The sequence below is a fragment of the Maritimimonas sp. 2210JD6-3 genome (assembly GCF_056591795.1).
The window spans coordinates 1-25,947 of sequence record NZ_JBWQOJ010000017.1 but is presented as its reverse complement, the minus strand read 5'-3'; the positions used below and the strand labels follow the sequence as shown (position 1 = coordinate 25,947).

Sequence of the window (25,947 nt, the reverse complement as noted above, 5' to 3'; positions counted from 1 at the left end):
ATTATTCGTCTCTAAGTGCTACGATGGGTTGAACTTTTGCTGCACGCCATGCTGGGAAAAACCCAGCAACAGCCCCTGCTACTATTAATAAAATTACCATAGTCATGGCTATTGAAAAATTAACCGTTGGGTTTGACACATATTGTACTTCAACATTAGGCCCTACAATTTCTAACAAACCCATACCTAAGATCAAACCAGTAAAGCCCGAAATAGCCGTTACAAAAATAGCTTCATGTAATATCATACCTACTATAGACCAAGGTTTTGCTCCCAATGCCTTTCGTATGCCTATTTCTCGTGTGCGATCTTTAACTATGATAAGCATTATGTTACTCACCCCTACAACACCTGCAATGATAGTACATATTCCAACAAACCAGAAGAACATCGCAATGTTATTGGTCATTGTAAAATATCTTTTTGCTTCTTCTTCTGCACTCCATACGCCAATTGCACTATTATCATCTGGAGAAACTTGGTGTGCTTTTTGTAAGTATTTTTTTAGTTTTTCTGTGAACTTATTGGCAGCAAAAACAGATTCGTCAAACGTTTCTTTTGGGGTCAAGGTAAAGGACATATTTGCCAATTTATTTTGTCCGTTAAAAACATTTTGGGCAGTTGTTATGGGTATATATATTCTATTTTCTTCACGCTCTCCTCCTTCATCAGCATATACACCAATAATTTTAAAGTTGATTCCTGATAATTGTAAATATTCATTTAAAGGATTTTCAACCTTTTTCATTAATTCTCGCTTAATTTTCTTGCTTATCACGACAACTTTAAGATTGCCATCCATATCTAACTCGTCGATATAACGACCTGTCACCATTTTTACATTTTCAATACGTTGGTAGTCTGGGCCAACACCTTGAATGCCATAAGCGCCAGACTCCTTTTTATAATTGATACTAACACCGCGAACTCTAAATACACCCGAATTGAATTCAATATCTTCCGAAAATACCTGATTTGGATATTCTAAGTTTTCATTCTTAAGCTGGATTCTTCTTCCTGGGTTTAAACCATTATGCTCTTTTGTAGTGACTTGAGTCCATACCCACACTCTGTTAGTAGCATCTTTCGCAAACTCTTTTTTTATTCCATTCTGAAATCCTTGACCAAAACCTAATAAAATTACCAATATGAAAATACCCGATGCTACAGAAAGCCCCGTGAGAAAAGTTCGTAATTTATTTTTACGAATAGTATCAAAAATTTCTTGCCAACGATCTATGTCGAACATAAAAGAGTGTACTTTGAGTTAATTTCGGAGAGTTGTTTTAACAATAGACGCTCAGTTTAGCAATTTTGTTACACTAAAATTAAAAAAATTATAACTGATTTAAACCATATTCATCCACAACCACTCGCCATTCATGACCTTCAGTGATTTCAAGAGTCTTCTAAAAAATACATTGTTCTAACAAAGCTTGACGTTTTGGCAAACTGAAAGCATACAATTGCAAATCAAACTTTACAGGAAGTAACCTAAGGTTTGAAAAAATATCATTTTGCTTTATTCTATACTTAAGTATAGGTTCATCATAAAGAAAAGTATCCACTATAACCTACTGAAAACTTTTATAGCTTAGTCTAAAATTCATTGTATAAGACCAATAAGTTGGTTAAATACACTATTTTTTTAGACCTAATTGCGATGCGGTTTTTAACATAAATTCATAGGAAGCATGGTACTCATTCGGAATTTTACCGTCTAAAATGGCATTTTTTATAGCTTCCTTTATTTGACCAATTTCTCTACATGGCTTTAAATTAAAAGTTTCCATTATAAGTTCTCCTGTAATTGGAGGCTGAAAGTTTCGAACACGATCTCGCTCTTCTACTTCTTTAATTTTATCACGTACTGATTTAAAATTGTTCATATACTGTTTAAACCGCTTTGGATTTTTCGTAGTAATATCGGCTTCACAGTGTGTCATTAAATCATCAATAGCATCACCAGCATCAAAAATTAAACGTCGTACTGCAGAATCGGTAACTTCTTCTTCAGCCAAAATTACGGGTCGTGAACTTAACAATACCATTTTCTGCACGTACTTCATTTTATTATTTAATGGCATCCGTAAACGTTTAAATATTTTATACACCATTTTAGAACCTACAAATTCGTGACCATGAAAAGTCCAACCAATATTTTTATGAAATCGCTTTGTGGGTGCTTTGCCTATATCATGTAGTAAAGCTGACCACCGTAGCCATAAATTATCTGTTTTTTTAGCTATATTATCTACAACCTGCAACGTGTGATAAAAATTATCTTTATGTGTTTGTCCTTCTACTTCTTCAACACCTTTTAATGCAATTAATTCGGGTAAGAATCTTTCTAAAAGCTTTGTTTCTTCTAATAATCTAAAACCAATAGAGGGTTTATCAGAAAGTAAAATTTTATGTAGTTCATCAACGATACGTTCTCTAGTAATTATATCTATCCGTTCTGCATTTTTCGAAATTGCTTTTAACGATTTTTCTTCTATCGTAAAGTTTAACTGAGAAGCAAAACGAATGGCACGCATCATTCGCAACGGATCATCAGAATACGTAATATCAGGATCTAAGGGTGTTCTAATGATTTTATTCTCAAGATCTCTTGCTCCATTGAACGGATCGAGTAATTCTCCAAAATTAATTTCGTTTAAACTTAAAGCTAAAGCATTGATAGTAAAATCTCTACGATTTTGATCGTCTTCTAAAGTACCAGGCTCAACTTTAGGATTTCTAGTATTTTCGGTGTAAGACTCTTTTCGGGCGCCTACAAATTCTAAGTCAATATCATTATGTCTCAACATCGCAGTTCCATAGGTTTTAAAAACCTGTACTTTAGGTTTCGCAGGTAAAAGTGAAGCTACTTTTTTAGCTAATTCTACACCGCTACCAACAGCAACTATATCAATATCTTTTGCATTACCACGTTTTAGTAAAAGATCGCGTACATAGCCGCCAATAACATAACTCTCTAACCCTAATAGATTAGAAGCTTTGCTTATTATCTGAAAAATTTTAGACGAAATAGCCTCCTTATAAAAAGTGTGCTGCATAGATTTTAGTCTCTAATAATTTCAACCTTATCCTCTTCATTAAACTTAATGATTCTCGAAGATTGCGTTGAGATTTTTTCTTGGTGCAAATTTACCACATAATCAACGGCATCCAAAATTGAAGTATCTATTTCTTTAAATGACTTTGGGGTTGGGTTACCACTAATATTTGCTGATGTAGAAACGATTGGTTTACCAAACTTTGAAATAAGTTTTTGGCAAAATTCATCTTGCACAATTCTAATTGCAACAGTATTATCTTCAGCAATTACATTTGTAGCCAAACCTTTAGGACTATTATAAATAATTGTTGTAGGTCTTTCAGATTCTTTGATGATTGCTTTAACCTCTTTAGGAATAACATTTGTATATTTTTTGAGCATCTCAAAATCAGCCACTAAAATAATTAAACTCTTAGTTTCTTCGCGCTGTTTAATCTTATAAATTTTAGCAACGGCTTCTTCATTAGTAGCGTCACAGCCTAAACCCCAAACAGTGTCTGTTGGGTATAAAATCACTTTACCTTCTTCTAAAAATTGTAGGCTATTTTTAATCTCTTTTTGCATCCAACAAAAATAATAAAATAGTAATGTGTATATACTTGTAATCAACTATTTTATATTTGCATAAATTTTTTTTTATGAATGTTCTACATCTATCAGGAGCAACTACTTGGGGAGGTAATGAACAACAATTAGTAGATAGTATTCCAGATCTTAAAAAGTTGGGTATAAAGAATATTATCTATTGTTTTAAGGGTTCCCCATTAGAAGAATATACTATTAAGCATAAGTTAGTATATAAAAGCGTACCAAAGTCAAAACTTTTTACTTACTACTATACCAAAAGCTTAGCAAAATTTATTAAAGAAACAAAAATTGACATTCTTCATTTGCATACTAGTGATTCTGTTACAGGGTATGTTGTTTCAGACCTACTATTTTGTCTAAAAACACCTGCTGTTTTTTCTAAAAAAGGAATAAGCACAAAAAAGAAAGGGCTTAGTGTATATAAATACAATTATAAGAACATTAAGAAAATTATCTGTGTCTCTAACGCTGTAAAAGAATCCTTTAAAAATACTTTGAAACCCAAAAATCATCATAAATTAATTACAATATATGACGGTATAAAAATTGATCGAGAGCAAAATAAAAATGACGTAGTTCTTAGAAAATATTTTAATATCAATAATGATAAAGTTCTAATTGGTAACATCGCTAATCACAACAGAGCTAAAGATCTTGTTACTTTTGTAGAAACCGCAAATGAACTTGTTAATAATTTAAATATAAAAAATATTCATTTTATGCAGATAGGTTATAAAAGTAAGTACACAGAAATATTTGAACCATTTATTGATAAATATAACTTGCAAGATTATATTACTTTGGCTGGTTTTCAAAAAAATGCTATAGATTTACTTTCTCAATTAGATATATACTTAATGACTTCAGAAAGAGAGGGGTTGCCAATTACTATTTACGAAGCTTTTTTAAAGAAAATCCCTGTAGTTAGTACTAAAGCTGGCGGAATACCAGAAGCTGTTGTGCACAATGAAAATGGATTATTATCTGAAACCAAAGATTATAAACACTTAGCTAAAAATTTACAGCTACTAATAAATGATCAAAAACTTCAAAAAAAGTTTGTTGAAAAATCTCATAAATTATTATTTGATAAATTCACTACATCTCAACTTTCAAAACAAATTTTTGACTTATACAATGAAATTTTAGATGAAAAATGATTTTTCTACTTCATTAGTATTAACCACTTATAATTGGCCAGAAGCTTTAGAACTTGTTCTATTAAGTATAAAAGAGCAAAGTTTAATGCCCAACGAAGTAATTATTGCAGATGATGGTTCAAAAAAAGAAACTACAAAAGTAATTGAACGTTTTAAAAATGATTATCCAACAAAATTGATACACTTTTGGCATGAAGATAAAGGTTTTAGAAGATCTGAAGTATTAAACAAAGTATTTGCACAAACTTCTTCTGATTATCTAATCCAATTAGATGGAGATTGTATTATACATAAGCATTTTGTTAGAGATCATATTAAACATGCTCAAAAAGGAGTTTATTTATTTGGCTCGAGAGTCAATATTCAAAAGTCATTTTTATCAAATTTATTTAGTAATAAAGTAGTTCAATACAATTTCTTTGCTAAGGGAATTAAAAAAAGAACTAGAAATCTACATATTCCTATTTTAAGCGAACTTTATCGCCCTAAAAATGAACTCTCTAAAAAAATTCGAGGTTGTAATTTATCGTTTTGGAGAGATGACATTGTTGCAATAAATGGTTATAATGAAGACATGACTGGTTGGGGGCGAGAAGATTCTGAGATGATATCTAGACTTTTAAATAAAGGCATACTAGGAAAGAGGTTAAGATATGCTGGTATTATATACCATATTTATCACCCCGAAAACTCTCGTGAGCGTTTAAACATAAATGATGAAATTCAACAAAACACCATCAAAAACAAACTAACTTGGTGCAAAAACGGAATTGATAAGTATTTAAAGTAGCTTTGTCAGTGAAAATGAATTACAAAATACACAAAGATTATCTTCATTTAAAAGATCATTTTGAAGCTATAATTCAAGGTTTTGAAACTTCTGGCGATTATGATTATGAGAAACGTAATAAAATGCGTTCGGTAAAAATTGATAGTCTAAATGTTAATATAAAATCTTTTAAAATCCCTAATATTTTTAATCAGGTAGCTTATAAATTTTTTAGAAAATCTAAAGCTGAGCGTTCTTACACTTACGCTAACAAATTACTAGAAAAAGGTATCGGTACACCGCAGCCTATTGCTTATTATGAATATTTTTCACCTTACGGAATAAAGAACAGCTACTACTTTAGTGAGCATATCGATTATGATATTATGTATAGAACTTTAGTGTCTGATCCTAATTATCCAGAGCATGAAAAAATTTTAAGACAATTTACTCAGTTCACATACAAAGTACATGAAAAAGGTATTTATTTTAAAGATCACTCTCCGGGAAATACCTTAATTAAAAAGAATAGTAGTAATTATGACTTCTATCTAGTTGACCTCAATCGAATGAAATTTTTTGATCTAGATTTTGATTCGCGTATAACAAATTTTTCTCGTTTAACTCCTAAAAAAGAGATGGTGGAAGTTATGAGCGATGAATATGCCAAGCTTATTAATCAACCATATGAAAAAGTATTTGAAAAAATGTGGGGCGAAACTGAAGCGTTTCAATATCGTTTCTTTAGAAAAAAACGTTGGAAGAAAAGATTATTAGGTATACCAATTAAGGTTGATTAGTATATAATTTTTTAAGCTCAATAAAACGCTGTTTTACACCAAAAGCATGTAATTTTGCCATAGTATAACCTGCTTTTCCATCTAAAAATCCTCTCCTAATTATATAATGATGAAAAAATCTATATGCTGGTTTGATATAGAAATGAAAAAAATTAGGCCTAACGTTATTTTCTTTTAATTCTTGTGCTCTTAGTTTTGCATATGATGTTAGCTTCTTCTTAAAATCTTCGTAATTTTTATAAGAATAGTGTAAAATTTTGCCGTTAAAGTTGCCTGATTCACCATTAATTTTTAGTATTTCATGTACATATTTAGTAGTTTCATATCTAGCAAAATTTTTATTAAATAGACGAGTTACGGTATCAGATTGAAAACCTCCATATTTAAGTGGTTTTTCTACAAAATAAAATTGTCTAGGTATATTATAAGCCACAATATTGTTTTGTGATTTAAGAGATTTTAGAATTTCACATTGTAGATTCTTTGGTAAACGCTCATCAGCATCAACAAACAATATCCAATTATTTGAAGCTTGTTCAATGGCAAAATTTCGCTGATTAGAATAATTAGTAAACTTATGTTGAATAAAATTCACGTGTGGATAATCCTTCATCATTTCTGAAGTATCATCTGTACTGTTAGAATCTACAATAATGATTTCGTCTGCAAAACTTAAATTTCGTATTAAAGAGGATAAATTTTCAGCTTCATTTTTTGTAATTACTATAGCAGAGAATGGCTTTTTCTCTTTTACATCTTTAGCTTTTATTAGAGAGTTTAAATCAAGTTTAGCTCCATTATTTATATTGAAATCTAAAAATGCTTTTAAGTCATCAAAAATGAATTCTGGTTTAAAATGCTGATATAATTCTATAGAATTTCGTTTTAAATATTTTTCTGACTTTCCTTCAAACAGATCAGGCTTATATTCTTGTAAGTGTACCGATTTATGAAATTTCCCATCCTCAAAAGTTGACCACATTTGTTTTTCTATCCATGGCGAAAAAATTATAAAGGAAGGTTTATTTAAGGCTTTTGCCATATTAATAGCACCTCCATCATTACCAATTATCATATCACACTCATTCATTAGTGCAATATATTCTCGAAGGCTTTTCCCTAGAAGATTAAAAAAGATTGCTCTTCGAGTTGACTCCTTACATCTCTTATAAATTTCTTTTGCTTGTTCTAATTGGTTTGGTATATAATTAAATAAAACATTTGCGTCTATTTGCCCAACCACAAAATCTATAACTTTAGACATATAATTGAGTGGGTAAGTTTTAACATCTGAGCTACCAATTATAGAGATCATGATTATTTTTTTAGAGAAATCAACACCATGCTCATTCATTAACTTTTTTGCATTTAACTTCTCTTCTATAGTAACATATAATTTAGGAATAGGGTCTAAATCTATATCTAAATTTAACGGATCGAGTAAAGATAATCTGCGTTCAATGATTAACCCTAAATTACTTAAAGGCTCCTCATAGGTATCTACCAAATCGGTATACAAAAAACCTCTACCAGGTTTTTTATAAGAAATTCTTCGTTTAGCTCTAGAAAAAAAAGCAGTTAACCAACTTTCTAATTTAGAATATGAATCTATTAATAAATCATACTCTTCTTGGCGGATTCGTTTTAAAAATCGATAAAAAGCTAGTTTACTAGTACGATGAACATCTTTAAATAAAATTAGTTTGTCAAAAGCTGGATTACCTTCTAAAACAAGAGTAGTAGATTCATAAACCATATAATGAATCTCAGCATCTGGATATGCTTTTTTTAAGTTATTACAAAGTATAGAACAGACCAGTACATCACCGATCATCTTTTGTTGTATGACAAGAATTTTTTTCAATCAAAGATTTTAAACCGCTACATCATATTCGCGTAGCGCATCATTTAAAGAAGTCTTTTTATTAGTACTTTCTTTACGCTTACCAATAATTAATGCACATGGTACTTGATACTCTCCTGCTGCAAATTTTTTAGTATAACTTCCAGGAATTACAACAGAACGTGAGGGTACGCTTCCTTTCATTTCAATTGGCGTATCTCCGGTAACATCGATAATTTTTGTACTCATAGTTAAAACAACGTTAGCACCTAAAACAGCTTCTTGCTCTACTCTTACTCCTTCAACAACAATACAACGAGAACCTATAAAACATCCATCTTCAATTATTACGGGTGCCGCTTGTAAAGGCTCTAAAACACCGCCAATACCTACACCACCAGATAAATGTACATTTTTACCGATTTGCGCACAAGAACCTACGGTTGCCCACGTATCAACCATGGTACCCTCATCAACATAAGCTCCAATATTTACATAACTTGGCATTAAAATGGTTCCTTTAGATATGTAAGCTCCATGTCTGGCTACTGCATGCGGCACTACACGAATTCCTTTTTCTTTGTACCCTCTTTTTAATGGAATTTTGTCATGATACTCAAAAATACCTGCTTCTAAAACTTCCATTTTTTGTATCGGAAAATACAACACTACTGCTTTTTTTACCCATTCATTTACTTGCCAGCCACCATTTGTGGGTTCAGCAACACGTAAACTCCCTCTATCAAGTAGATTTACTACTTCTCTAATCGCATTAATTGTATTTTCTTCTTTTAAAAGATCTCGGTTATTCCAAGCTGTTTCTATTATTTCTTGTAAATTATTCATTACTTATTGTATTATACTTGCAAATATAATTGCTTGTAAATGATTGGCACAATTTTAGAAAGCTAAAAACAGATACTGTATTTTTGTAAAAATTTTAAATTTGGGAAGGATATTAGCTATAGACTACGGAAAAAAGAGAACAGGCATTGCTGTTACTGACGAATTAAAAATTATTGCCTCAGGTTTGACAACAGTTGAAACAAAAGATATCTTTTCTTTTTTAGTAAATTACATTACAAAAGAATTTGTTGAATTAATACTGGTTGGTGAACCTAAGCAACTAGATAACACTCCTTCAGAAAGTGAAGCTTTAATTATTCCGTTTTTAGAAAAACTTTCAACGACGTTTCCTGAAATTCCCATTAAACGAATTGATGAACGTTTTACGTCTAAGATGGCATTTCAAACCATGATTGATAGTGGTCTCAAAAGAAAACAACGTAGAAATAAGGCATTAGTTGATGAAATTAGTGCTACCATAATTTTGCAATCGTATTTATATTCTACATAGATAAAAAATCTTCAAGTTTGTAACTTTTAGCTTTCACCTATTTTCGTACTTTTGCACCTCATAAATTAGAAAACACTTATGGTTTTACCAATTATAGCATATGGTGATCCTGTTTTAAGAAAAGTAGGAAAAGAGATTGATAAAGATTACCCAGAGCTACAAAAACTTATTGAAAATATGAAAGATACCATGAAAAATGCACGTGGTGTCGGGTTGGCAGCTCCGCAAATAGGTAAAGCCATACGATTGTTTTTAGTAGATACTAGACCCTTTGCAGAAGATGATGAACTGAGTAAAGAAGAACAAGAATTTTTACAAAATTTTAATAAAGTTTTTATCAATGCAAAAATCTTAAAAGAAGAAGGTAATGAATGGGTGTTTAGTGAAGGTTGCTTAAGTATCCCCAATATTAATGAAGATGTATTTCGTCAAGAAACTGTAACCATAGAATATTATGACGAAAACTTCAAAAAACATATAGAAACTGTCGATGGATTAGCAGCTAGGGTAATACAACATGAATATGATCATATTGAAGGAAAATTATTTACCGATAAATTATCTTCCTTAAAAAAACGATTAATCAAAAAGAAATTAGACAATATAAGTAAAGGAAAAGTAGAGGTAGAATACAGAATGCGTTTTCCTAAAAAATAATATAAAAATGACAATAGATAAAATTGTAGCGATTTCAGGAAAACCTGGATTATATGAAATCATTTCACAAACTAAAGGAGGTATTATTGTACGCTCTCTAATCGACAACAAACGATTTCCAGTAAATGCCGTTCAAAATGTGAGTATTTTGAACGATATTGCTATTTATACGTACGAAGAAGAAGTACCTCTGCGTGAAGTTTTTGCAACTATTGCGGATAAAGAAAATGGAAAACAAACAATTAGTCACAAAGAAAATAATGATACTTTAAAAACTTTCTTTAGTGAAGTATTACCCGATTTTGATGAAGAACGTGTATATGTCTCGAATATTAAAAAGGTAGTGCAATGGTATAATATTCTTGTAGCTTCTAATTTTGATTTTACCACTCTAACTGAAGAAACCACAGACGAAGAAGAATAATTTGAATTCGCGTAAAGAACAACTCGCTGCTTTTAAAAGGCTATTAGATATCATGGATGAACTCCGTGAGAAATGTCCGTGGGATAAAAAGCAAACACTCCAATCTTTACGCCATCTCACTATAGAAGAAACATACGAATTAGGTGACGCCATTTTAGATAATGATTTACCAGAAATCAAGAAAGAACTTGGCGATTTATTATTACATATTGTTTTCTATGCTAAGATAGGGTCTGAAACGAATGCTTTTGATATCGCAGATGTAGCTAATGCTATTGCTAAAAAATTGATAGACCGTCACCCACATATTTATGGAGATGTTAACGTTGAAAATGAAGAAGAGGTAAAACAAAATTGGGAAAAATTAAAACTTAAAGAAGGTAAAAAATCTGTTTTAGAAGGAGTTCCCAAAAGCCTACCTGCTATGGTAAAAGCCAATAGAATTCAAGATAAGGTGGCAGGAGTAGGGTTCGACTGGGAAGAACCTCATCAAGTTTTTGATAAAGTAAAAGAAGAACTTTTTGAGTTAAATGAGGCTATCGAGAAAGGTGAACAAGAAAATATTGAAAAAGAATTTGGCGATGTCTTATTTTCGATGATCAATTATGCCCGTTTTATCAAAGTAAATCCTGAAAACGCTTTAGAACGAACTAATAAAAAGTTTATACAACGTTTCCAATTTTTAGAAGAAGCTGCTAAAAAAGAAGGTAAGCAACTTTCTGAAATGACCTTGGCCGAAATGGATGTGTATTGGAATGCTTCTAAAAAACATTTCAAATAGAAAGTACCAGCATAATTCTAAAAATATTTAAATAACCCTATTTCTTTTTATAAAGTACAGGGTTCGTTTCTTTATCATTATACATTTTCATCTGCTTATAAACCTTCATATATTTATCACCATTTTCAATATCTGTAAGTAATTGATCAATAGCCGTTGAAAGATCTTTTTGTTGCTCTAGTAAAACATCTAATTTAAATTGGCATCTAGCTTTATGTTCTAACGAGGCATCTTCACGCTCAACTTCTTCCTGCATATGATAAATTTTTAGTGCCAAAATTGATAATCTATCTACAGCCCAAGCTGGACTTTCAGAGTTAATAGTAGCCTGTTCTTTAACATTAATCGACTTAAATTTCATCAAAAAATAATCGTCAATATCCTCAACTAAATTAGTTCTATGCTGATTCGAATCATCAATCATTCTTTTTAATTTCAAAGCAGCCACAGGTTCAATATTTGGATCTCTGATAATATCTTCGTAATGCCATTGTACAGTATCTATCCAATTCTTTTTATATAATAAATTTTCAATAGTATTCTCAGGATACCTATTTTTAAATGATTGATAAACATCATCAAGCTCATGATATTTTACTATACTCTCTTTAAAAATTTTATTCGCTAATTCACTAATCATTTTCATTCGTATTTTAAACGCATAACAAATTTACTAATCTTATCTTGTAAATTAATAAAAAAAAGTAGCTGAAAATTCATAAAAAGCAAAGAAAAAAATACTATTGATTTTATCCACTTGTTTTGTAAGTCATTTGATGAACTAAAAAATAATACTAGGCCTTTAATGGAGTAATTAAAATCTGAGGGTTTATTATGGATAAGTTGGCCTAAAGGAAGTTCTGGTATCAAAACCGATTTAAAAAGAGAAGTTATACGAGAGCATCTCTTAAAAATCGGGTTGGTTGATGTAAAAGTTTGCGCAGTAGATCAAAAATGGAGCGGACTTAAATTTGTTTACAGACTCGAAGATCGGAAATAAAAATATTCAGTACTTTTAACAAAAAGTAATTCATCATGAAATCTATTCTATTTCTTTCTATTTTGTCATTTTTCTTGTTTACAAATTGTAAAAAAGGAGCATCAGAAAATCAAATCACTAAAAATTCAACTTCTGTAACTGATACTTTAAAAGAAAAAGGTTTTGCCATAGTCATACATGGTGGAGCTGGTACCATTAAAAAAGAAAATATGACACCTGAACAAGAAGTTGCTTATCGCGAAAAACTACAAGAGTCTTTAGATGCTGGTTATAAAATTTTGGAAGAGGGCGGTTCTAGTTTAGATGCAGTTCAAAAAGCAATTAATATAATGGAAGATTCACCACTATTTAATGCAGGCAAAGGCGCTGTTTTTAATAGTTTAGGCAAAAATGAATTAGATGCATCTATTATGGATGGAAAAACTTTAAATACAGGAGCAGTTGCAGGAGTAAAACGAATTAAAAACCCTATAAATGCAGCAAGAATCGTAATGGATAGTACACGTCATGTTATGATGGCGGGCAAAGGAGCAGAAGATTTTGCTAAACTAAACGGAATTGAATTTGTTGACGATAATTATTTTCATACTGAAAAACGCTATAATCAATTGTTAAAAGCTCAAGAACGTGAAAAAGTGACCTTAGACCATACCGCAATGATTATTGAAAATAAAGAATTAATCGATGACCATAAATATGGAACTGTAGGTGCGGTTGCCTTAGACAAAAATGGAAATATCGCAGCAGCAACTTCAACAGGAGGTATGACGAATAAAAAATACGGGCGTATTGGAGATGTACCTATTATAGGTGCAGGTACCTATGCCAACAATACCACTTGTGGTGTTTCGGCGACAGGTACAGGCGAGTATTTTATAAGAACGGTAGCTACACACGAAACCTCTACTTTAATGAAGTATAAAAATCTAAGCTTAAAAGCATCTTTAGACAATGTGATTAAGCAAGTTGGTGATTTAGGTGGTAGCGGCGGTATGGTAGCACTAGATAAAGATGGCAATATTGCATGGTCTTTTAATTCTGCAGGGATGTACCGTGGTTATAAAAAATCGAATGGTGAAAATGTAGTTAAATTTTATGAAGAGTAATTATTTTTCGAAACTACATCATAAAATGTGTCAATAAAGTTTATCGGTAGTTTAACTTTTTTAAGAGTTAAATTCCTTTTTTATTTTAACAAGCGCTTACGCCTAGTCTCGCAAAAAATATCACTACAAATTACCAATACGATATCTAAACCATCCATCAATTTTCTTACTTACTCCCTTATTACTCTAATCCCAACATATTTACTATTGATCATTTTATCATCATTCACATCATAAAAATCATAGGAACTATATCCATATACTCCTTTTGAGTAGTATTCTGCTACATTTCCGCCTAGGTCGTAAACAATAGCATCACCAACTTTAGTACTTTTTCGTTTACCTACTTTTTTGAATAAAATAGTTTTAAGGTCTTTAAGCTTTTTATACAACTCGGCTACTTCATCTTTAGTAATAGCGTAACCAGCCCAATAATTTAATGTTAATTCTTTCCCTGCAATTTCATGTGCTTTTTTATGTAAAGATTTTGCTTCTTTCTCGTTAGGTAATCGATATGTATTACCTGTTGTTTGTGATAACCATTTTACATATGCATTAGCAGTATTTCTATCCACTACTGCTGGGTAGTTGTCTAAACCTGCATCATAGGTAAAGTTTTTATTAAATGCTTTAAGCTGTGCATTGGTTACCTCAAAACGACCAATTGCTATTGAATCTTTTTTGATTGTTAAGGTCTCTGGTATTAAAACCTCATCTTTATATTCACCAAACAATCCATTTTTTGTACGTTTAGCTTCTTCAATTTTAAATACCTCAGCTAAAGGGCTATCTTCTTTAAATGCTTCATTTTTAGTAGGGGGTTTGTTAAGCAAATACGTATCTATCCAAGCAATTTCTTCTTTCATTTTTCGTAATTGATGCGTTACCTTTCGCAAACCATGAGGTTGGCCAGGAAACCATAAAAAACGAACAGGAGTTTTACCTACTTGTTGTAAACCCCTATAATATTCCCAACCTTGATCTCTTGGCACTGCCCTATCTTCACTTCCGTGAAAAATAATAGTAGGCGTTTTTATCTTTTCGATCTCAAATAATGGTGATTTTATAATATAATTTTCATTATAAAATTTTCCGTTAGTATCATCCCAAGGAGCACCTCCAAAATAGGATTGATCAAAACTTACACCGAAACGACAGGTTCCGAAATCTGATGTCCAATTTACATCCCCAGCGCCTGGTGCTGCAACTTTAAACATATCAGGATATCTTACAGTAAGCATTGTTGTGATAATGGCACCATTAGACCAACCCATTGTTCCGAGTTTATCCATATCAATTTTTCCTTGTGTATTAAGCATCTCTATTCCTTTGGTAATATCTTCCAATTCAGGTTCATAATAATTGCCCTTTATGCTTTCTACATACGATAAACCATGGTTTGAAGACCCGTGGTAATTGGGTTTGAGTACAAACATGCCCTTCTGTGCTAAAATATTAGGATACGTACTCCATCGTTCACTCCAGAGGTCAAGATCAGCTCCAGCGGGACCTCCGTGGATAGATAACATAAGTGGATATTTTTTACCTTCTTCATAATTCTCAGGATAGTATAATAGACCTGTTACTTCCTCGTCTTTATAACCTTTCCAGGTAATAACCTCACTTTTAGTAATTGCTTTTTTTGACAAGCTTTTATTTAACTGAATTAATTCTTGTTCATTACTAAATTTTGTGCCTTTTATGTCTGCGATATAATACCTAGGTAATTTTTCGGTAGTCGAATAATTGTAAATAATTTTTGTACCATTATCAGCTACTGCTAGAATTGAAGTATGTTCATTTTTCTCTTTTAAATCAAGTTCGGATTTTGACCATGAATTCGCATTCTTTTTATAATAAGCTAACTTCAAGGTGGCTTTGTTTGCTAACGAAGCAATAGCGTTATTACCAACAACTCGATAACCTCTACCAAGTCCTAAATTCCATTTTAAATCGACTTTTTTATAAGAATTTGACGCGATCGTATAATAGTATAGTTCTGAAACTCCTGCACCGTTCCATTTAGGGTCAGAAGCATACTGCGATATAAAGTAAAATCCTTTATTATCGTTACTAAACTGAATATTAAAAATCGGAAAACCACGATCAGTAATAATTTGTTTTACCTCACCAGTCTCTAAATTTTGCAAATAACTAAAAGGATCTTGTTGTGCGTCTGAAGCATAACTAATATTTCTAGCCATACTATAAAAAAGCCATTTACCATTTGGCGAAATCGCAAAACTCCCTAATGGTTTTATATTATTAGTTAAGCGCTTCACTGATTTATTCTTTATACTGAACGCATAGACGTGTGAAGGTTTCCAATGAGCAGAATCTTCAACCACTATTACATTGTCTTTTTTGTCTTCTAATTGCTTTTCATACAACGTTTTACCATCATTTGATCTAAATAATAATGTGTTATTATCTTTCCATTGTATTGATGAAATCCCGTTTTTAAATTCCTTTACTTCCTGAGCTTCGCCTCCGTAAACACTTAGCTTCCAAAGTTTTTTACCTTTATCTCTTGACGATAGAAAATAAATAGCTTCACCGTCTTTAGAAAAGAGTGGGCTATAATCATTTTCATCACCATTAGTTAATTGTACTGTTCTAAACTTTCCATCTTTTTTGCTATTTAACCGTGTTAAATAGATATCAGAAACAAACTTATCTTCTTTCTCAACAATTTTCCTTTTTGTCCACAACACCATATCACCTTTTGGCGAAATAGAAACAGATGACATATATTCAGTAGTGATAATATCTTCGGGAGTCCATCGTGATAGATCTTTTTTATCTTGGGCTTGAACCGTTACTATCAAATTTTGAAATAAAATAAGTAGCATAAATACGAGGCTATTCTTCATTTTTATAATTGATTTACAAAATTGTACATGATAAATTTAGATATCTAAGATAAATAAAAAAACTACTACCTTTAGCTCATTATTTAAATAGGCATGACTATAAGAGAAATTACGAATACTATTGAAGAAATAGCCCCTTTAAAATATGCCGAAGATTTCGATAATGTAGGTTTATTAGTTGGCAATTATAGCACAGAGGTTTCTGGTCTTTTAGTAACTCTTGATACCTTAGAAGAAGTTGTAGATGAAGCTATTGAGAAAAACTGCAATTTAATTGTCAGTTTCCATCCTATTATCTTTTCTGGTCTTAAAAAATTAAACGGTAACAATTATGTAGAGCGTGTCGTATTAAAAGCCATAAAGAATAATATTGCTATTTATGCAACACATACAGCGCTCGATAATTCTGCAGAAGGAGTCTCTGCTAAAATGGCTGAAATGCTTCGTTTAGAAAACACTGTCATATTACTCCCTAAAACTGGACTTATTAAGAAGTTAACTACTTATGTACCGCTAAAAGATATAAAAGTAGTTAGAAATGCACTGCATAAAGCTGGAGCTGGAGCTATCGGTGATTACGATTTATGTTCGTTCAACAGTAATGGAGAAGGAACCTTCAGAGGAAATGGAAATTCGAATCCTACACTCGGAGAACGAGGAAAGTTACATATCGAAGAAGAAACAATGTTAAGTGTTATTTTTGAGAAGCATTTAGAAAATAGTGTCCTAACGAGTCTTTTTAAAGCGCACCCCTATGAAGAAGTAGCGTACGATATTATAACAACAGACAATACGCATCAACATATTGGCATGGGCATGGTTGGCGAACTGAATAAAAATATGTCTGAAGGAGCTTTTTTCATTTTTTTAAAAGAAAAATTTAACTTGAAGAGTATTCGCCATTCGAAACTTTTAAATAAGCCTATAAAAAGAGTAGCGGTATTGGGTGGTTCTGGAGCTTTTGCTATAGATACTGCAAAACGCGCTAATGCTGATATTTACATTTCGGCTGATTTTAAATACCATGAGTTTTATAAGGCTGAAAACCAAATAGTTTTAGCAGATATTGGGCATTATGAAAGTGAGCAATTCACAAAAAACCTTTTAGCCGATTATCTTACAAAAAAATTCCGTAATTTTGCAGTCGTTTTATCAGAAGTTAATACAAATCCTATCAATTACTTTTAAATATGGCAAAGAAGAAAGAAGCTACCGTAGAAGATAAATTAAGAGCTTTATATGATTTACAGTTAATCGATTCTAGAATTGATGAGATAAAAAATATGCGTGGCGAACTTCCTTTAGAAGTTCAAGATTTAGAAGACGAGATTGAAGGTTTAAATACTAGATTAAACAATTTTAATAGCGATATCGAAAATTTAGAAACTAGTATCAAAAACAAAAAACAAACGATTACAGAGGCTAAAGAACTTATTAAAAAATATACTACGCAGCAAAAAAATGTTCGTAACAATCGTGAATTCGATTCTTTATCTAAAGAAATAGAATACCAAGAACTTGAGGTGCAATTAGCCGAAAAGCATATTAAAGAATTCGATGCAAAAATTGAGCAAAAAAATGAAATCATTAGCGCTGCAAAAGAACGATTAAAAGAACGTCAAGATCATTTAAAACACAAAAAAGGTGAATTAGATGCAATTATGGCAGAAACTCAAAAAGAAGAAACTCTTTTAAATAAAAAATCTGCTGAGTTTGGTGACTTAATAGATAAACGTTTGTTAAGCGCTTACAATAGAATTCGTACCAAAGTAAAAAATGGTTTAGCTGTTGTACCTATTAAAAGAGGAGCCGCTGGTGGTTCTTTCTTTACAATTCCTCCGCAAGTACAAATGGAAATTGCAAATCGTAAAAAAATTACTACTGATGAGCATAGTGGTCGAATTTTAGTAGACGCACAATTAGCTGAAGAAGAAAAAGAAAAAATGGAAAAATTGTTTACTTCTTAAGTAAAAAAGACAGAAAGAATTATATAGTAAAGCCTTTTCATATGAGAAGGCTTTTTATTTTATAAAAAGTACTATTAGTAAAAACCAAACTATTGGAACTGCTTCTACAAAAAAAGCACTGTAATATTTGTGTTGCTTGGTTGTACTTCTAATTAGCAAGAATAAACTGAGTAAGGTTATTATAAATTCAATCCTTAATAATTCTACACTATTGGTTTTAAAAAAATTACCTCCTAAAAACAGCATTAGAAAAAGAATACCAATTCGTTTTGCTTTTGCCTCTCCATACACTTGAGGAAGTGTTTTTAACGTATTCGTATCATAAATTACATCTCTTATATCGAAAGGAATTGTAATGGCAGCAACAAAAAAGAAACGCTGCACGAAAGTGATCCAAATATCTTTATTTAAATCGACTTCTTCATTTATTATTGGCAGTAATACAGTAACAGCTGCCCAACAAAATGAAATTAGAAAAAGCTTAAATCCTGATAAAGAACGTAATGATTTTTTACTGTAAACTGGAATTACATAAAACAAAGTCAATAGACCTAATGGCATAAGTAATAACAATGTTTTTATTTGTAGTTGAGTAGCTAAATAACAAATGCAAAAAACAGAAATAAATGTAAGAATATATAGTAGTCTTTTATTAATATGTATCCACTCATAAAGCCATGACTTTATAGCTTCTTTTCTGTACAATCGAATAAAATTATACGACAACAAGGTTGCAAAAAAAACAAAAATTGGAAATGCACTAGTATCATTTCCATAAAGTCTAGAAGTAATCATTGTTAATGCAGCTGTGGCTAGCGCTACATGTAGATTACTAAAAACATAAAAATCAATATTTTTTCTAATAATTTGCATTGAATAAAAGTAACAAAATGTTTGTGCATTAAAATATATTTTAAACTATAAATTAATACGTGGTTTTACGTATTTTTACAGACAACTTTTATTCGATAATTTTTTTATGAAAACTGACTCTTTTGCCTTACGCCATCTCGGACCTCGAGAGCATGAAGTTGAAGAAATGCTGAACACTATTGGTTTAGACTCTTTAGATGAATTAATCTACAACACGATTCCGTCACACATTAAATTAAAGAAACATTTAAGTCTTCCCAAAGCGATGAGTGAATATGAATTTAGCACTCATTTACAAGAATTAGCTGCTCAAAATAAACAGTTTAAGAATTATATAGGAATGGGCTACCACCCTACTATATTACCAGCGGTAATTCAACGCAATATTTTTGAAAACCCCAGTTGGTACACTTCTTATACGCCTTACCAAGCTGAGATTTCTCAAGGACGTCTTGAAGCATTGCTAAATTATCAAACCATCATTACAGAATTAACTGGTATGGAGCTTGCCAATTCATCATTATTAGATGAAGGTACCGCTGCTGCGGAGGCTATGGCTTTATTATTTGCCGCACGTTCTAGAGATCAGAAAAAAAATGATGCAAATCAATTCTTTATTTCTGAAGATGTATTTCCACAAACCATTTCTATTTTAAAAACTAGAGCAATTCCCATTGGTATTGAATTAGTTTTTGGTAATCATGAAGATTTTAAATTTACTGATAAAGTTTTCGGAGCTATAGTACAATATCCAAATAAAAATGGGCAGGTTTTTGACTATTCTAATTTCATTTCAGCAGCCAATAAAAATGCAGCTAAAGTAATCGTTGCCGCAGATCTATTAAGTTTACCCATCTTAAAAGCTCCAGGTAATATGGGAGCAGATGTAGTCGTTGGAACTTCGCAGCGCTTTGGTATTCCTTTAGGATATGGAGGGCCTCATGCAGGATATTTCGCTACAAAAGAGGAGTATAAACGATTAATACCAGGAAGAATCATAGGGGTTACTAAAGATGCCAACGGTGATCGCGCATTGCGTATGGCATTACAAACTCGCGAACAACATATTAAGCGTGAAAAAGCCACCTCTAATATTTGTACGGCACAAGTGTTATTGGCGGTTATGGCTGGTATGTATGGTGTATATCATGGTCCTCAAGGATTAAAATATATTGCCAATAAAATTCATTCATTAACCAATGTTTTGAATGAAGCCATCAAAAAGTTAGGGTTATCACAAATAAATTCTACTGTTTTTGATACACTTCACATTAAGGTTTCTGATGAACAAAAATTGAAAACGATAGCAGAGCAACACACGATAAATTTCTTCTACAATAGTGACAGTTCAATTTGTGTTTCTATAAATGAAACTACATCGATAGATGATATAAATGAAATCATTAAAATTCTAGCTAAAGCGGAAGGAAAAGAAAGTTTCACAGTAAATTTTAAAGAGTTTTCTTCTATCCCTAAAGCCTTACAGCGTACTTCAGACTTTATGACGAATAAAGTATTTAATAGCTATCATTCAGAAACTGAAATGATGCGTTATATTAAAAAACTAGAAAATAAAGATATTTCGCTTACAGACTCCATGATATCTTTAGGATCGTGTACCATGAAACTTAATGCAGCATCAGAAATGTTAGCCTTAAGCTCGAGCTCATGGAATACTATTCATCCGTTTGTTCCTATCGAACAAGCACAAGGATATCAAGAAATGCTTAAAAATTTAGAGATAGCGTTAAATGAAATTACAGGTTTTTATGCAACAACTTTACAGCCAAACTCTGGAGCGCAAGGTGAGTATTCGGGTCTAATGGTAATTAGAGCGTATCATCATGCTCGAGGAAATCATCATAGAAATATTTGTTTAATACCAGCATCAGCACATGGTACGAATCCAGCATCAGCGGTAATGGCGGGCATGAAAGTAGTCGTAACAAAAACAACTGAAGAAGGTAATATTGATGTTGAAGATTTAAAAGAGAAAGCGGAGTTACATGCTGATAATCTAGCAGCGTTGATGGTAACGTATCCTTCTACACACGGGGTTTTTGAAAGTGCTATACAAGATATTACTAAGATCATTCACGATAATGGCGGCCAAGTATATATGGATGGTGCCAATATGAATGCACAAGTAGGTCTTACAAACCCAGCTACTATTGGTGCTGATGTTTGTCATCTAAATTTACATAAAACATTTGCTATACCACATGGAGGCGGTGGTCCTGGTGTTGGGCCGATTTGTGTAGCAGAGCATTTAGCTGAATTTTTACCAACAAACCCAATTATACCTACTGGTGGCAAAAACGCCATAACAGCAATTTCTTCTGCACCTTGGGGATCTGCTTTGGTTGATTTAATTTCATATGGCTACATAAAGATGCTAGGAGCTGAAGGTTTAAAATTAGCCACTGTATATGCCATTTTAAATGCTAACTATATTAAATCTAGGCTAGAAAAACATTATAAGATATTATATACAGGCGAAAAAGGTTATGCGGCGCACGAAATGATCGTTGATTTTAGAGAATTTAAAGCTAAAGGTATAGAAGTAGTTGACATTGCAAAGCGTCTTATGGATTTTGGTTTTCATGCGCCTACCCTATCCTTTCCAGTTGCTGGTACTTTAATGATTGAACCTACAGAAAGTGAAAACAAAGCTGAAATTGATCGCTTTTGTGATGCTATGATTCAAATTAAAACTGAAATCGATGCATATAATGGAGGTGATTCAGTACTTAAAAATGCACCGCATACTGAAGCCATGTTAACCGCAGACGAATGGAGTTTTGTCTATTCAAGACAAGAAGCTGCGTATCCTCTTGAATTTGTAAGAGAGAAAAAATTCTGGCCTCCAGTGCGTCGTGTAGATGATGCTTACGGAGACAGACATTTAATTTGTGATTGTAATCCAATAGAAGATTATATCGAAGCTTAGTAATTGTAAATAATAATTGATTCTTTACAACCATAAATAATATAAAATAATTCTAAACTAATACAGATGAAAAAAATAATTTTAGCAGTAGCAGCTTTACTACTGTTCTTTAGTTCATGTAAAGAAAAAACTACTAATACAAACGAAGTAGTAGTTCAAGAAAAAGTGAAAGAAATTAAATTGCCTAAATATCCTAAAGAATTAATGGCTGTTTTTGAAAAACATGGCGGTATTCAAAACTGGAAAAACATGAAAAGCCTCACATTCGAAATTGTAAAACCCAACGGTAATGAAAAACAAACTATTGATCTGATTTCACGTAATGATCTCATAGAATCTGAAAAATATACTATTGGTTTTGATGGTAATGACTCGTGGATACAACAAGATTCTACCCATTACAAAGGTAATGCACGTTTTTATCATAATTTAATGTTTTACTTCTATGCAATGCCATTTGTATTAGGTGATGAAGGTATTAACTATGAAAAAGCAGATGATTTACTATTTGAAGGAAAAAGCTATCCAGGATTCAAAATATCGTATAAGGCTAATATTGGTGATTCACCAGATGACAATTATTATATTTATTACGATAAAGACAACAACACTATGGCATGGTTAGGTTATACCGTTACTTATGGTAAAGGAGAAGCTAGTGACAATGTTAGTTATATTCGATATAACGACTGGAAAACGGTAAATGGTTTCGTTTTACCCAATGCTATTAGCTGGTTCAAAAGTGAAGAAGGAAAGTTAATAGAACCAAGAAATACTATAAATTTTACAAACATCTCATTATCTGAGCAAAGACCAGACAGCACTCTTTTCGAAAAACCAGAAGGTGCTGAAGTGGTGAAGAAATGATATCAAATGTCTCATAAAAAGAACTAAATCGTTAACGTAAAATATTTTCTCAATTCTTTTAAGTCAATTTCTAAAATAGTATTTTTGTAACTATGCATCTAATGAATTGAAATTTATTTTATGAAAGAAATCACTAAAGAAACCTACTTAAAATGGTATAAAGACATGTTATTCTGGCGTAAGTTCGAAGATAAACTTGCAGCCGTTTACATACAACAAAAAGTTCGAGGTTTCCTACATTTATATAATGGCCAAGAAGCGGTCTTAGCAGGCGCATTGCATGCAATGGATCTTACAAAAGACAAAATGATTACGGCGTATCGTAACCATGTACAACCTATTGGTATGGGTGTTGACCCAAAAAGAGTTATGGCAGAACTATACGGTAAAGCTACGGGTACCTCACAAGGATTAGGAGGATCAATGCATATATTTTCTAAAGAGCACCGTTTCTATGGTGGTCATGGTATTGTTGGTGGCCAAATTCCTTTAGGTGCGGGTCTCGCTTTTGCAGATAAGTACAATGATTCTGATGCTGTTACTTTAACTTGTTTTGGTGACGGTGCGGCACGACAAGGATCATTACATGAAACGTTTAACATGGCAATGCTATGGAAATTACCAGTCGTATTTATCGTTGAAAATAATGGATATGCCATGGGTACATCTGTTGAGAGAACCGCAAATCATGAAGATATCTGGAAACTTGGATTGGGATATGAAATGCCAAGTAAGCCTGTAGATGGTATGAATCCTGTAAAAGTTGCAGAAGCTGTTCATGAGGCTATTGAACACGCTCGAAAAGAGGGACCTTATTTCTTAGAAATGAAAACCTATCGTTATAGAGGACACTCTATGAGTGATGCACAGCATTACAGAACAAAAGAGGAAGTAGCTGAATACAAAAAAATTGACCCTATAACTCAGGTAAAAGATATCTTATTAGAGAAAAAATATGCTACTGAGGCTGATATTGAGAAAATGGGTAAAGAAGTAAAAGCTATGGTGGCCGAATGTGAAAAATTTGCTGAAGAATCTGCATATCCTGAGAAGAATGTAATGTATGATGCAGTGTATGAACAAAAAGACTATCCGTTTTTAAAACACAGATTGTAATAAATTATTAAATTTCAAAATATCAAAATCCAATTATTGAATTTGGAATTTGCAGCTTAAAAGTTGAGTTTTATTTAATTCAAAAAAATTAAAGTATTATGGCTGAAGTAATAAATATGCCCCGACTAAGTGATACCATGGAAGAAGGTACCGTAGCTTCTTGGTTAAAAAAAGTTGGTGATAAGATTGAAGAAGGTGATATTTTAGCAGAAATAGAAACCGATAAAGCTACCATGGAGTTTGAATCTTTTCATGAAGGAACACTATTACATATTGGGGTGAATGAAGGCGAATCAGCTAAAGTAGATACACTCTTGGCTATTATTGGTGATAAAGGTGAAGATATCGCCGCGTTAGTTGCCAATGCTTCAACACCTAAAGAGGAAACACAAGAGAAAGAAATCCCAAAAGAAGAAGTAGGAGAAGCTACTAATTCTGTATCAGAAACTTCTGAAGCAGAAAAACCAGAAGGCGTTGAAATTATTACCATGCCTCGATTGAGTGATACCATGACAGAAGGTACGGTAGCAACTTGGCTAAAAAAAGTAGGTGATGATGTAATTGAGGGAGATATTTTAGCCGAGATCGAAACCGATAAAGCTACTATGGAGTTTGAGTCTTTTTATGAAGGAAACTTATTATATATAGGTATTGATGAAGGTGGTTCTGCTCCTGTTGATAGTGTTTTAGCGGTTATTGGTGAAAAAGGAACTGACATTTCTGGTGTTATTGAGGCCATTAAAAGTGGTGCTTTTAATAAAGCGGATAGGAAGCCACAAGAGGCAACTAAAGAAGCTGAAAAAACAAAAGAAGAATTACAGCCATCAAAATATGAACCTACTGCGGCTACTACATCTTCCGTAGAAGCATCAAAAGTTCAAATAAGTTCTAATGGGCGTATCATTGCATCACCACTAGCCAAGAAAATAGCTAATGAGAAAGGTATTGATCTTTCAAGAGTGCAAGGGTCTGGTGAAAATGGTCGTGTGGTTAAACGTGATATAGAGAATTATACACCCAGTGCTGCAGCCACTGCAGCCATGCCTTTTGTTCCTTCTGGGACAGAAAGTTCTGAAGAGGTACCCAATTCTCAAATGCGTAAAGTTATTGCGCGTCGTCTAGGTGAATCTAAATTTTCAGCACCGCATTACTATTTGAACGTAGAATTTAATATGGATAACGCTATTGCGTTTAGAAAGCAATTTAATTCGTTACCAGACACTAAAATATCATTTAATGATATAATTGTAAAAGCTACTGCTTTGGCATTAAAGCAACATCCACAGGTGAACTCACAGTGGTTTGACGATCGAATTAAGAAGAATCATCATGTACATATCGGCGTTGCTGTAGCGGTTGAAGATGGTTTAGTAGTACCCGTAGTACGTTTTGCTGATGAGCAGACTTTACCTCAAATTGGTGCTCAAGTAAAAGATTATGCCAGTAGAGCTCGAAATAAAAAACTAACACCGCAAGAAATGGAAGGTAGTACTTTTACCATTTCTAATTTAGGTATGTTTGGTATTACTGACTTTACATCGATTATTAATCAACCCAATTCGGCTATTTTATCCGTTGGCGCCATCGTACAAAAACCTATTGTAAAGGAAGGACAAATAGTTGTAGGTAATACGATGAAATTAACAATGGCCTGTGATCACAGATCTGTGGATGGCGCCACTGGCGCTCAATTCTTACAAACCTTAAAAGGCTATATTGAGAATCCAGTAACGATGTTGGTATAAGTTTTTT

General features: G+C 32.3%; 22 protein-coding genes. 14 read left to right on the top strand and 8 right to left on the bottom strand.

What is annotated here, in order from left to right:
* Nucleotide 1 precedes the first annotated feature (1 nt).
* The 3 genes from AC1EUY_RS08890 to AC1EUY_RS08880 all read right to left on the bottom strand — a co-directional run bounded on the left by AC1EUY_RS08890 (nt 2) and on the right by AC1EUY_RS08880 (nt 3,628).
* A complete protein-coding gene (locus tag AC1EUY_RS08890) occupies nt 2-1,249 on the bottom strand; it encodes an ABC transporter permease (RefSeq protein WP_480195171.1) in 1,248 nt (415 codons plus the stop codon).
* Between the two features lie 391 nt (nt 1,250-1,640).
* Nucleotides 1,641-3,062, bottom strand: a complete 1,422-nt coding sequence (locus AC1EUY_RS08885) for a CCA tRNA nucleotidyltransferase (protein WP_480195170.1) — start codon at nt 3,060-3,062, stop codon at nt 1,641-1,643.
* Between the two features lie 5 nt (nt 3,063-3,067).
* Entirely contained in the window at nt 3,068-3,628 is a 561-nt protein-coding gene (locus AC1EUY_RS08880; RefSeq protein ID WP_480195169.1) for an L-threonylcarbamoyladenylate synthase, read from the bottom strand.
* 74 nt (nt 3,629-3,702) lie between these two features.
* Here AC1EUY_RS08880 and AC1EUY_RS08875 point away from each other — a divergent pair, with 74 nt between their 5' ends.
* From AC1EUY_RS08875 to AC1EUY_RS08865, 3 genes are read left to right on the top strand one after another with little or no spacing between them, the layout of a single operon-like run.
* A complete protein-coding gene (locus AC1EUY_RS08875) occupies nt 3,703-4,812 on the top strand; it encodes a glycosyltransferase family 4 protein (protein WP_480195168.1) in 1,110 nt (369 codons plus the stop codon).
* Nucleotides 4,802-5,602, top strand: a complete 801-nt coding sequence (locus tag AC1EUY_RS08870; protein WP_480195167.1) for a glycosyltransferase family 2 protein — start codon at nt 4,802-4,804, stop codon at nt 5,600-5,602. The genes AC1EUY_RS08875 and AC1EUY_RS08870 overlap by 11 nt, the downstream gene beginning before the upstream one ends.
* 14 nt (nt 5,603-5,616) lie before the next feature.
* On the top strand, nt 5,617-6,381 hold the full coding sequence (locus tag AC1EUY_RS08865) for a Kdo domain containing protein (protein ID WP_480195166.1): 765 nt from the start codon (nt 5,617-5,619) through the stop codon (nt 6,379-6,381).
* Here AC1EUY_RS08865 and AC1EUY_RS08860 read toward each other — a convergent pair.
* The gene (locus AC1EUY_RS08860; protein ID WP_480195165.1) at nt 6,368-8,245 is read right to left on the bottom strand and encodes a glycosyltransferase family 9 protein; all 1,878 of its coding nucleotides are present in this window, start codon (nt 8,243-8,245) and stop codon (nt 6,368-6,370) included. The genes AC1EUY_RS08865 and AC1EUY_RS08860 overlap by 14 nt on opposite strands.
* Nucleotides 8,246-8,254: 9 nt before the next feature.
* Nucleotides 8,255-9,070, bottom strand: a complete 816-nt coding sequence (locus AC1EUY_RS08855) for a 2,3,4,5-tetrahydropyridine-2,6-dicarboxylate N-succinyltransferase (RefSeq protein WP_480195164.1) — start codon at nt 9,068-9,070, stop codon at nt 8,255-8,257.
* A 100-nt stretch (nt 9,071-9,170) separates the two neighbouring features.
* Between AC1EUY_RS08855 and ruvX the strand changes: the two genes are divergently transcribed.
* The 4 genes from ruvX to mazG all read left to right on the top strand — a co-directional run bounded on the left by ruvX (nt 9,171) and on the right by mazG (nt 11,443).
* Nucleotides 9,171-9,581, top strand: a complete 411-nt coding sequence (gene ruvX, locus AC1EUY_RS08850; RefSeq protein ID WP_480195163.1) for a Holliday junction resolvase RuvX — start codon at nt 9,171-9,173, stop codon at nt 9,579-9,581.
* A gap of 78 nt (nt 9,582-9,659) precedes the next feature.
* Nucleotides 9,660-10,238, top strand: a complete 579-nt coding sequence (gene def, locus AC1EUY_RS08845) for a peptide deformylase (RefSeq protein ID WP_480195162.1) — start codon at nt 9,660-9,662, stop codon at nt 10,236-10,238.
* Nucleotides 10,239-10,245: 7 nt separating this feature from the next.
* Nucleotides 10,246-10,662: a DUF5606 family protein gene (locus AC1EUY_RS08840; protein ID WP_480195161.1), complete on the top strand. Its 417-nt coding sequence runs from the start codon at nt 10,246-10,248 to the stop codon at nt 10,660-10,662.
* 1 nt (nt 10,663) lies between these two features.
* Complete coding sequence (gene mazG / locus AC1EUY_RS08835; RefSeq protein WP_480195160.1) at nt 10,664-11,443, top strand: nucleoside triphosphate pyrophosphohydrolase; 780 nt, start codon at nt 10,664-10,666, stop codon at nt 11,441-11,443.
* 37 nt (nt 11,444-11,480) lie between these two features.
* Here the strand turns inward: mazG and AC1EUY_RS08830 are convergent, their stop codons facing one another.
* Complete coding sequence (locus AC1EUY_RS08830) at nt 11,481-12,083, bottom strand: DUF4254 domain-containing protein (RefSeq protein ID WP_480195159.1); 603 nt, start codon at nt 12,081-12,083, stop codon at nt 11,481-11,483.
* Nucleotides 12,084-12,478: 395 nt separating this feature from the next.
* Here AC1EUY_RS08830 and AC1EUY_RS08825 point away from each other — a divergent pair, with 395 nt between their 5' ends.
* On the top strand, nt 12,479-13,549 hold the full coding sequence (locus AC1EUY_RS08825; RefSeq protein ID WP_480195158.1) for an isoaspartyl peptidase/L-asparaginase family protein: 1,071 nt from the start codon (nt 12,479-12,481) through the stop codon (nt 13,547-13,549).
* Between the two features lie 170 nt (nt 13,550-13,719).
* Here the strand turns inward: AC1EUY_RS08825 and AC1EUY_RS08820 are convergent, their stop codons facing one another.
* Entirely contained in the window at nt 13,720-16,422 is a 2,703-nt protein-coding gene (locus AC1EUY_RS08820; protein WP_480195157.1) for a S9 family peptidase, read from the bottom strand.
* A 93-nt stretch (nt 16,423-16,515) separates the two neighbouring features.
* Between AC1EUY_RS08820 and AC1EUY_RS08815 the strand changes: the two genes are divergently transcribed.
* Complete coding sequence (locus AC1EUY_RS08815; RefSeq protein WP_480195156.1) at nt 16,516-17,610, top strand: Nif3-like dinuclear metal center hexameric protein; 1,095 nt, start codon at nt 16,516-16,518, stop codon at nt 17,608-17,610.
* A 2-nt stretch (nt 17,611-17,612) separates the two neighbouring features.
* A complete protein-coding gene (locus tag AC1EUY_RS08810; protein WP_480195155.1) occupies nt 17,613-18,389 on the top strand; it encodes a zinc ribbon domain-containing protein in 777 nt (258 codons plus the stop codon).
* A gap of 54 nt (nt 18,390-18,443) precedes the next feature.
* Here AC1EUY_RS08810 and AC1EUY_RS08805 read toward each other — a convergent pair whose 3' ends face one another.
* Nucleotides 18,444-19,262 (bottom strand): UbiA prenyltransferase family protein, encoded by an 819-nt coding sequence (locus tag AC1EUY_RS08805; RefSeq protein ID WP_480195154.1) that lies wholly within the window; start codon nt 19,260-19,262, stop codon nt 18,444-18,446.
* A 106-nt stretch (nt 19,263-19,368) separates the two neighbouring features.
* Between AC1EUY_RS08805 and gcvP the strand changes: the two genes are divergently transcribed.
* The 4 genes from gcvP to AC1EUY_RS08785 all read left to right on the top strand — a co-directional run bounded on the left by gcvP (nt 19,369) and on the right by AC1EUY_RS08785 (nt 25,940).
* A complete protein-coding gene (gene gcvP, locus AC1EUY_RS08800; protein WP_480195153.1) occupies nt 19,369-22,212 on the top strand; it encodes an aminomethyl-transferring glycine dehydrogenase in 2,844 nt (947 codons plus the stop codon).
* Between the two features lie 66 nt (nt 22,213-22,278).
* Nucleotides 22,279-23,079 (top strand): DUF6503 family protein, encoded by an 801-nt coding sequence (locus AC1EUY_RS08795; RefSeq protein ID WP_480195152.1) that lies wholly within the window; start codon nt 22,279-22,281, stop codon nt 23,077-23,079.
* Between the two features lie 120 nt (nt 23,080-23,199).
* Nucleotides 23,200-24,195, top strand: a complete 996-nt coding sequence (gene pdhA, locus AC1EUY_RS08790; protein ID WP_480195151.1) for a pyruvate dehydrogenase (acetyl-transferring) E1 component subunit alpha — start codon at nt 23,200-23,202, stop codon at nt 24,193-24,195.
* A gap of 98 nt (nt 24,196-24,293) precedes the next feature.
* Nucleotides 24,294-25,940 carry a pyruvate dehydrogenase complex dihydrolipoamide acetyltransferase gene (locus AC1EUY_RS08785; protein ID WP_480195150.1) on the top strand — a complete coding sequence of 549 codons (1,647 nt, stop codon included), beginning with the start codon at nt 24,294-24,296 and terminating at the stop codon, nt 25,938-25,940.
* The last annotated feature ends 7 nt before the right edge of the window (nt 25,941-25,947 follow it).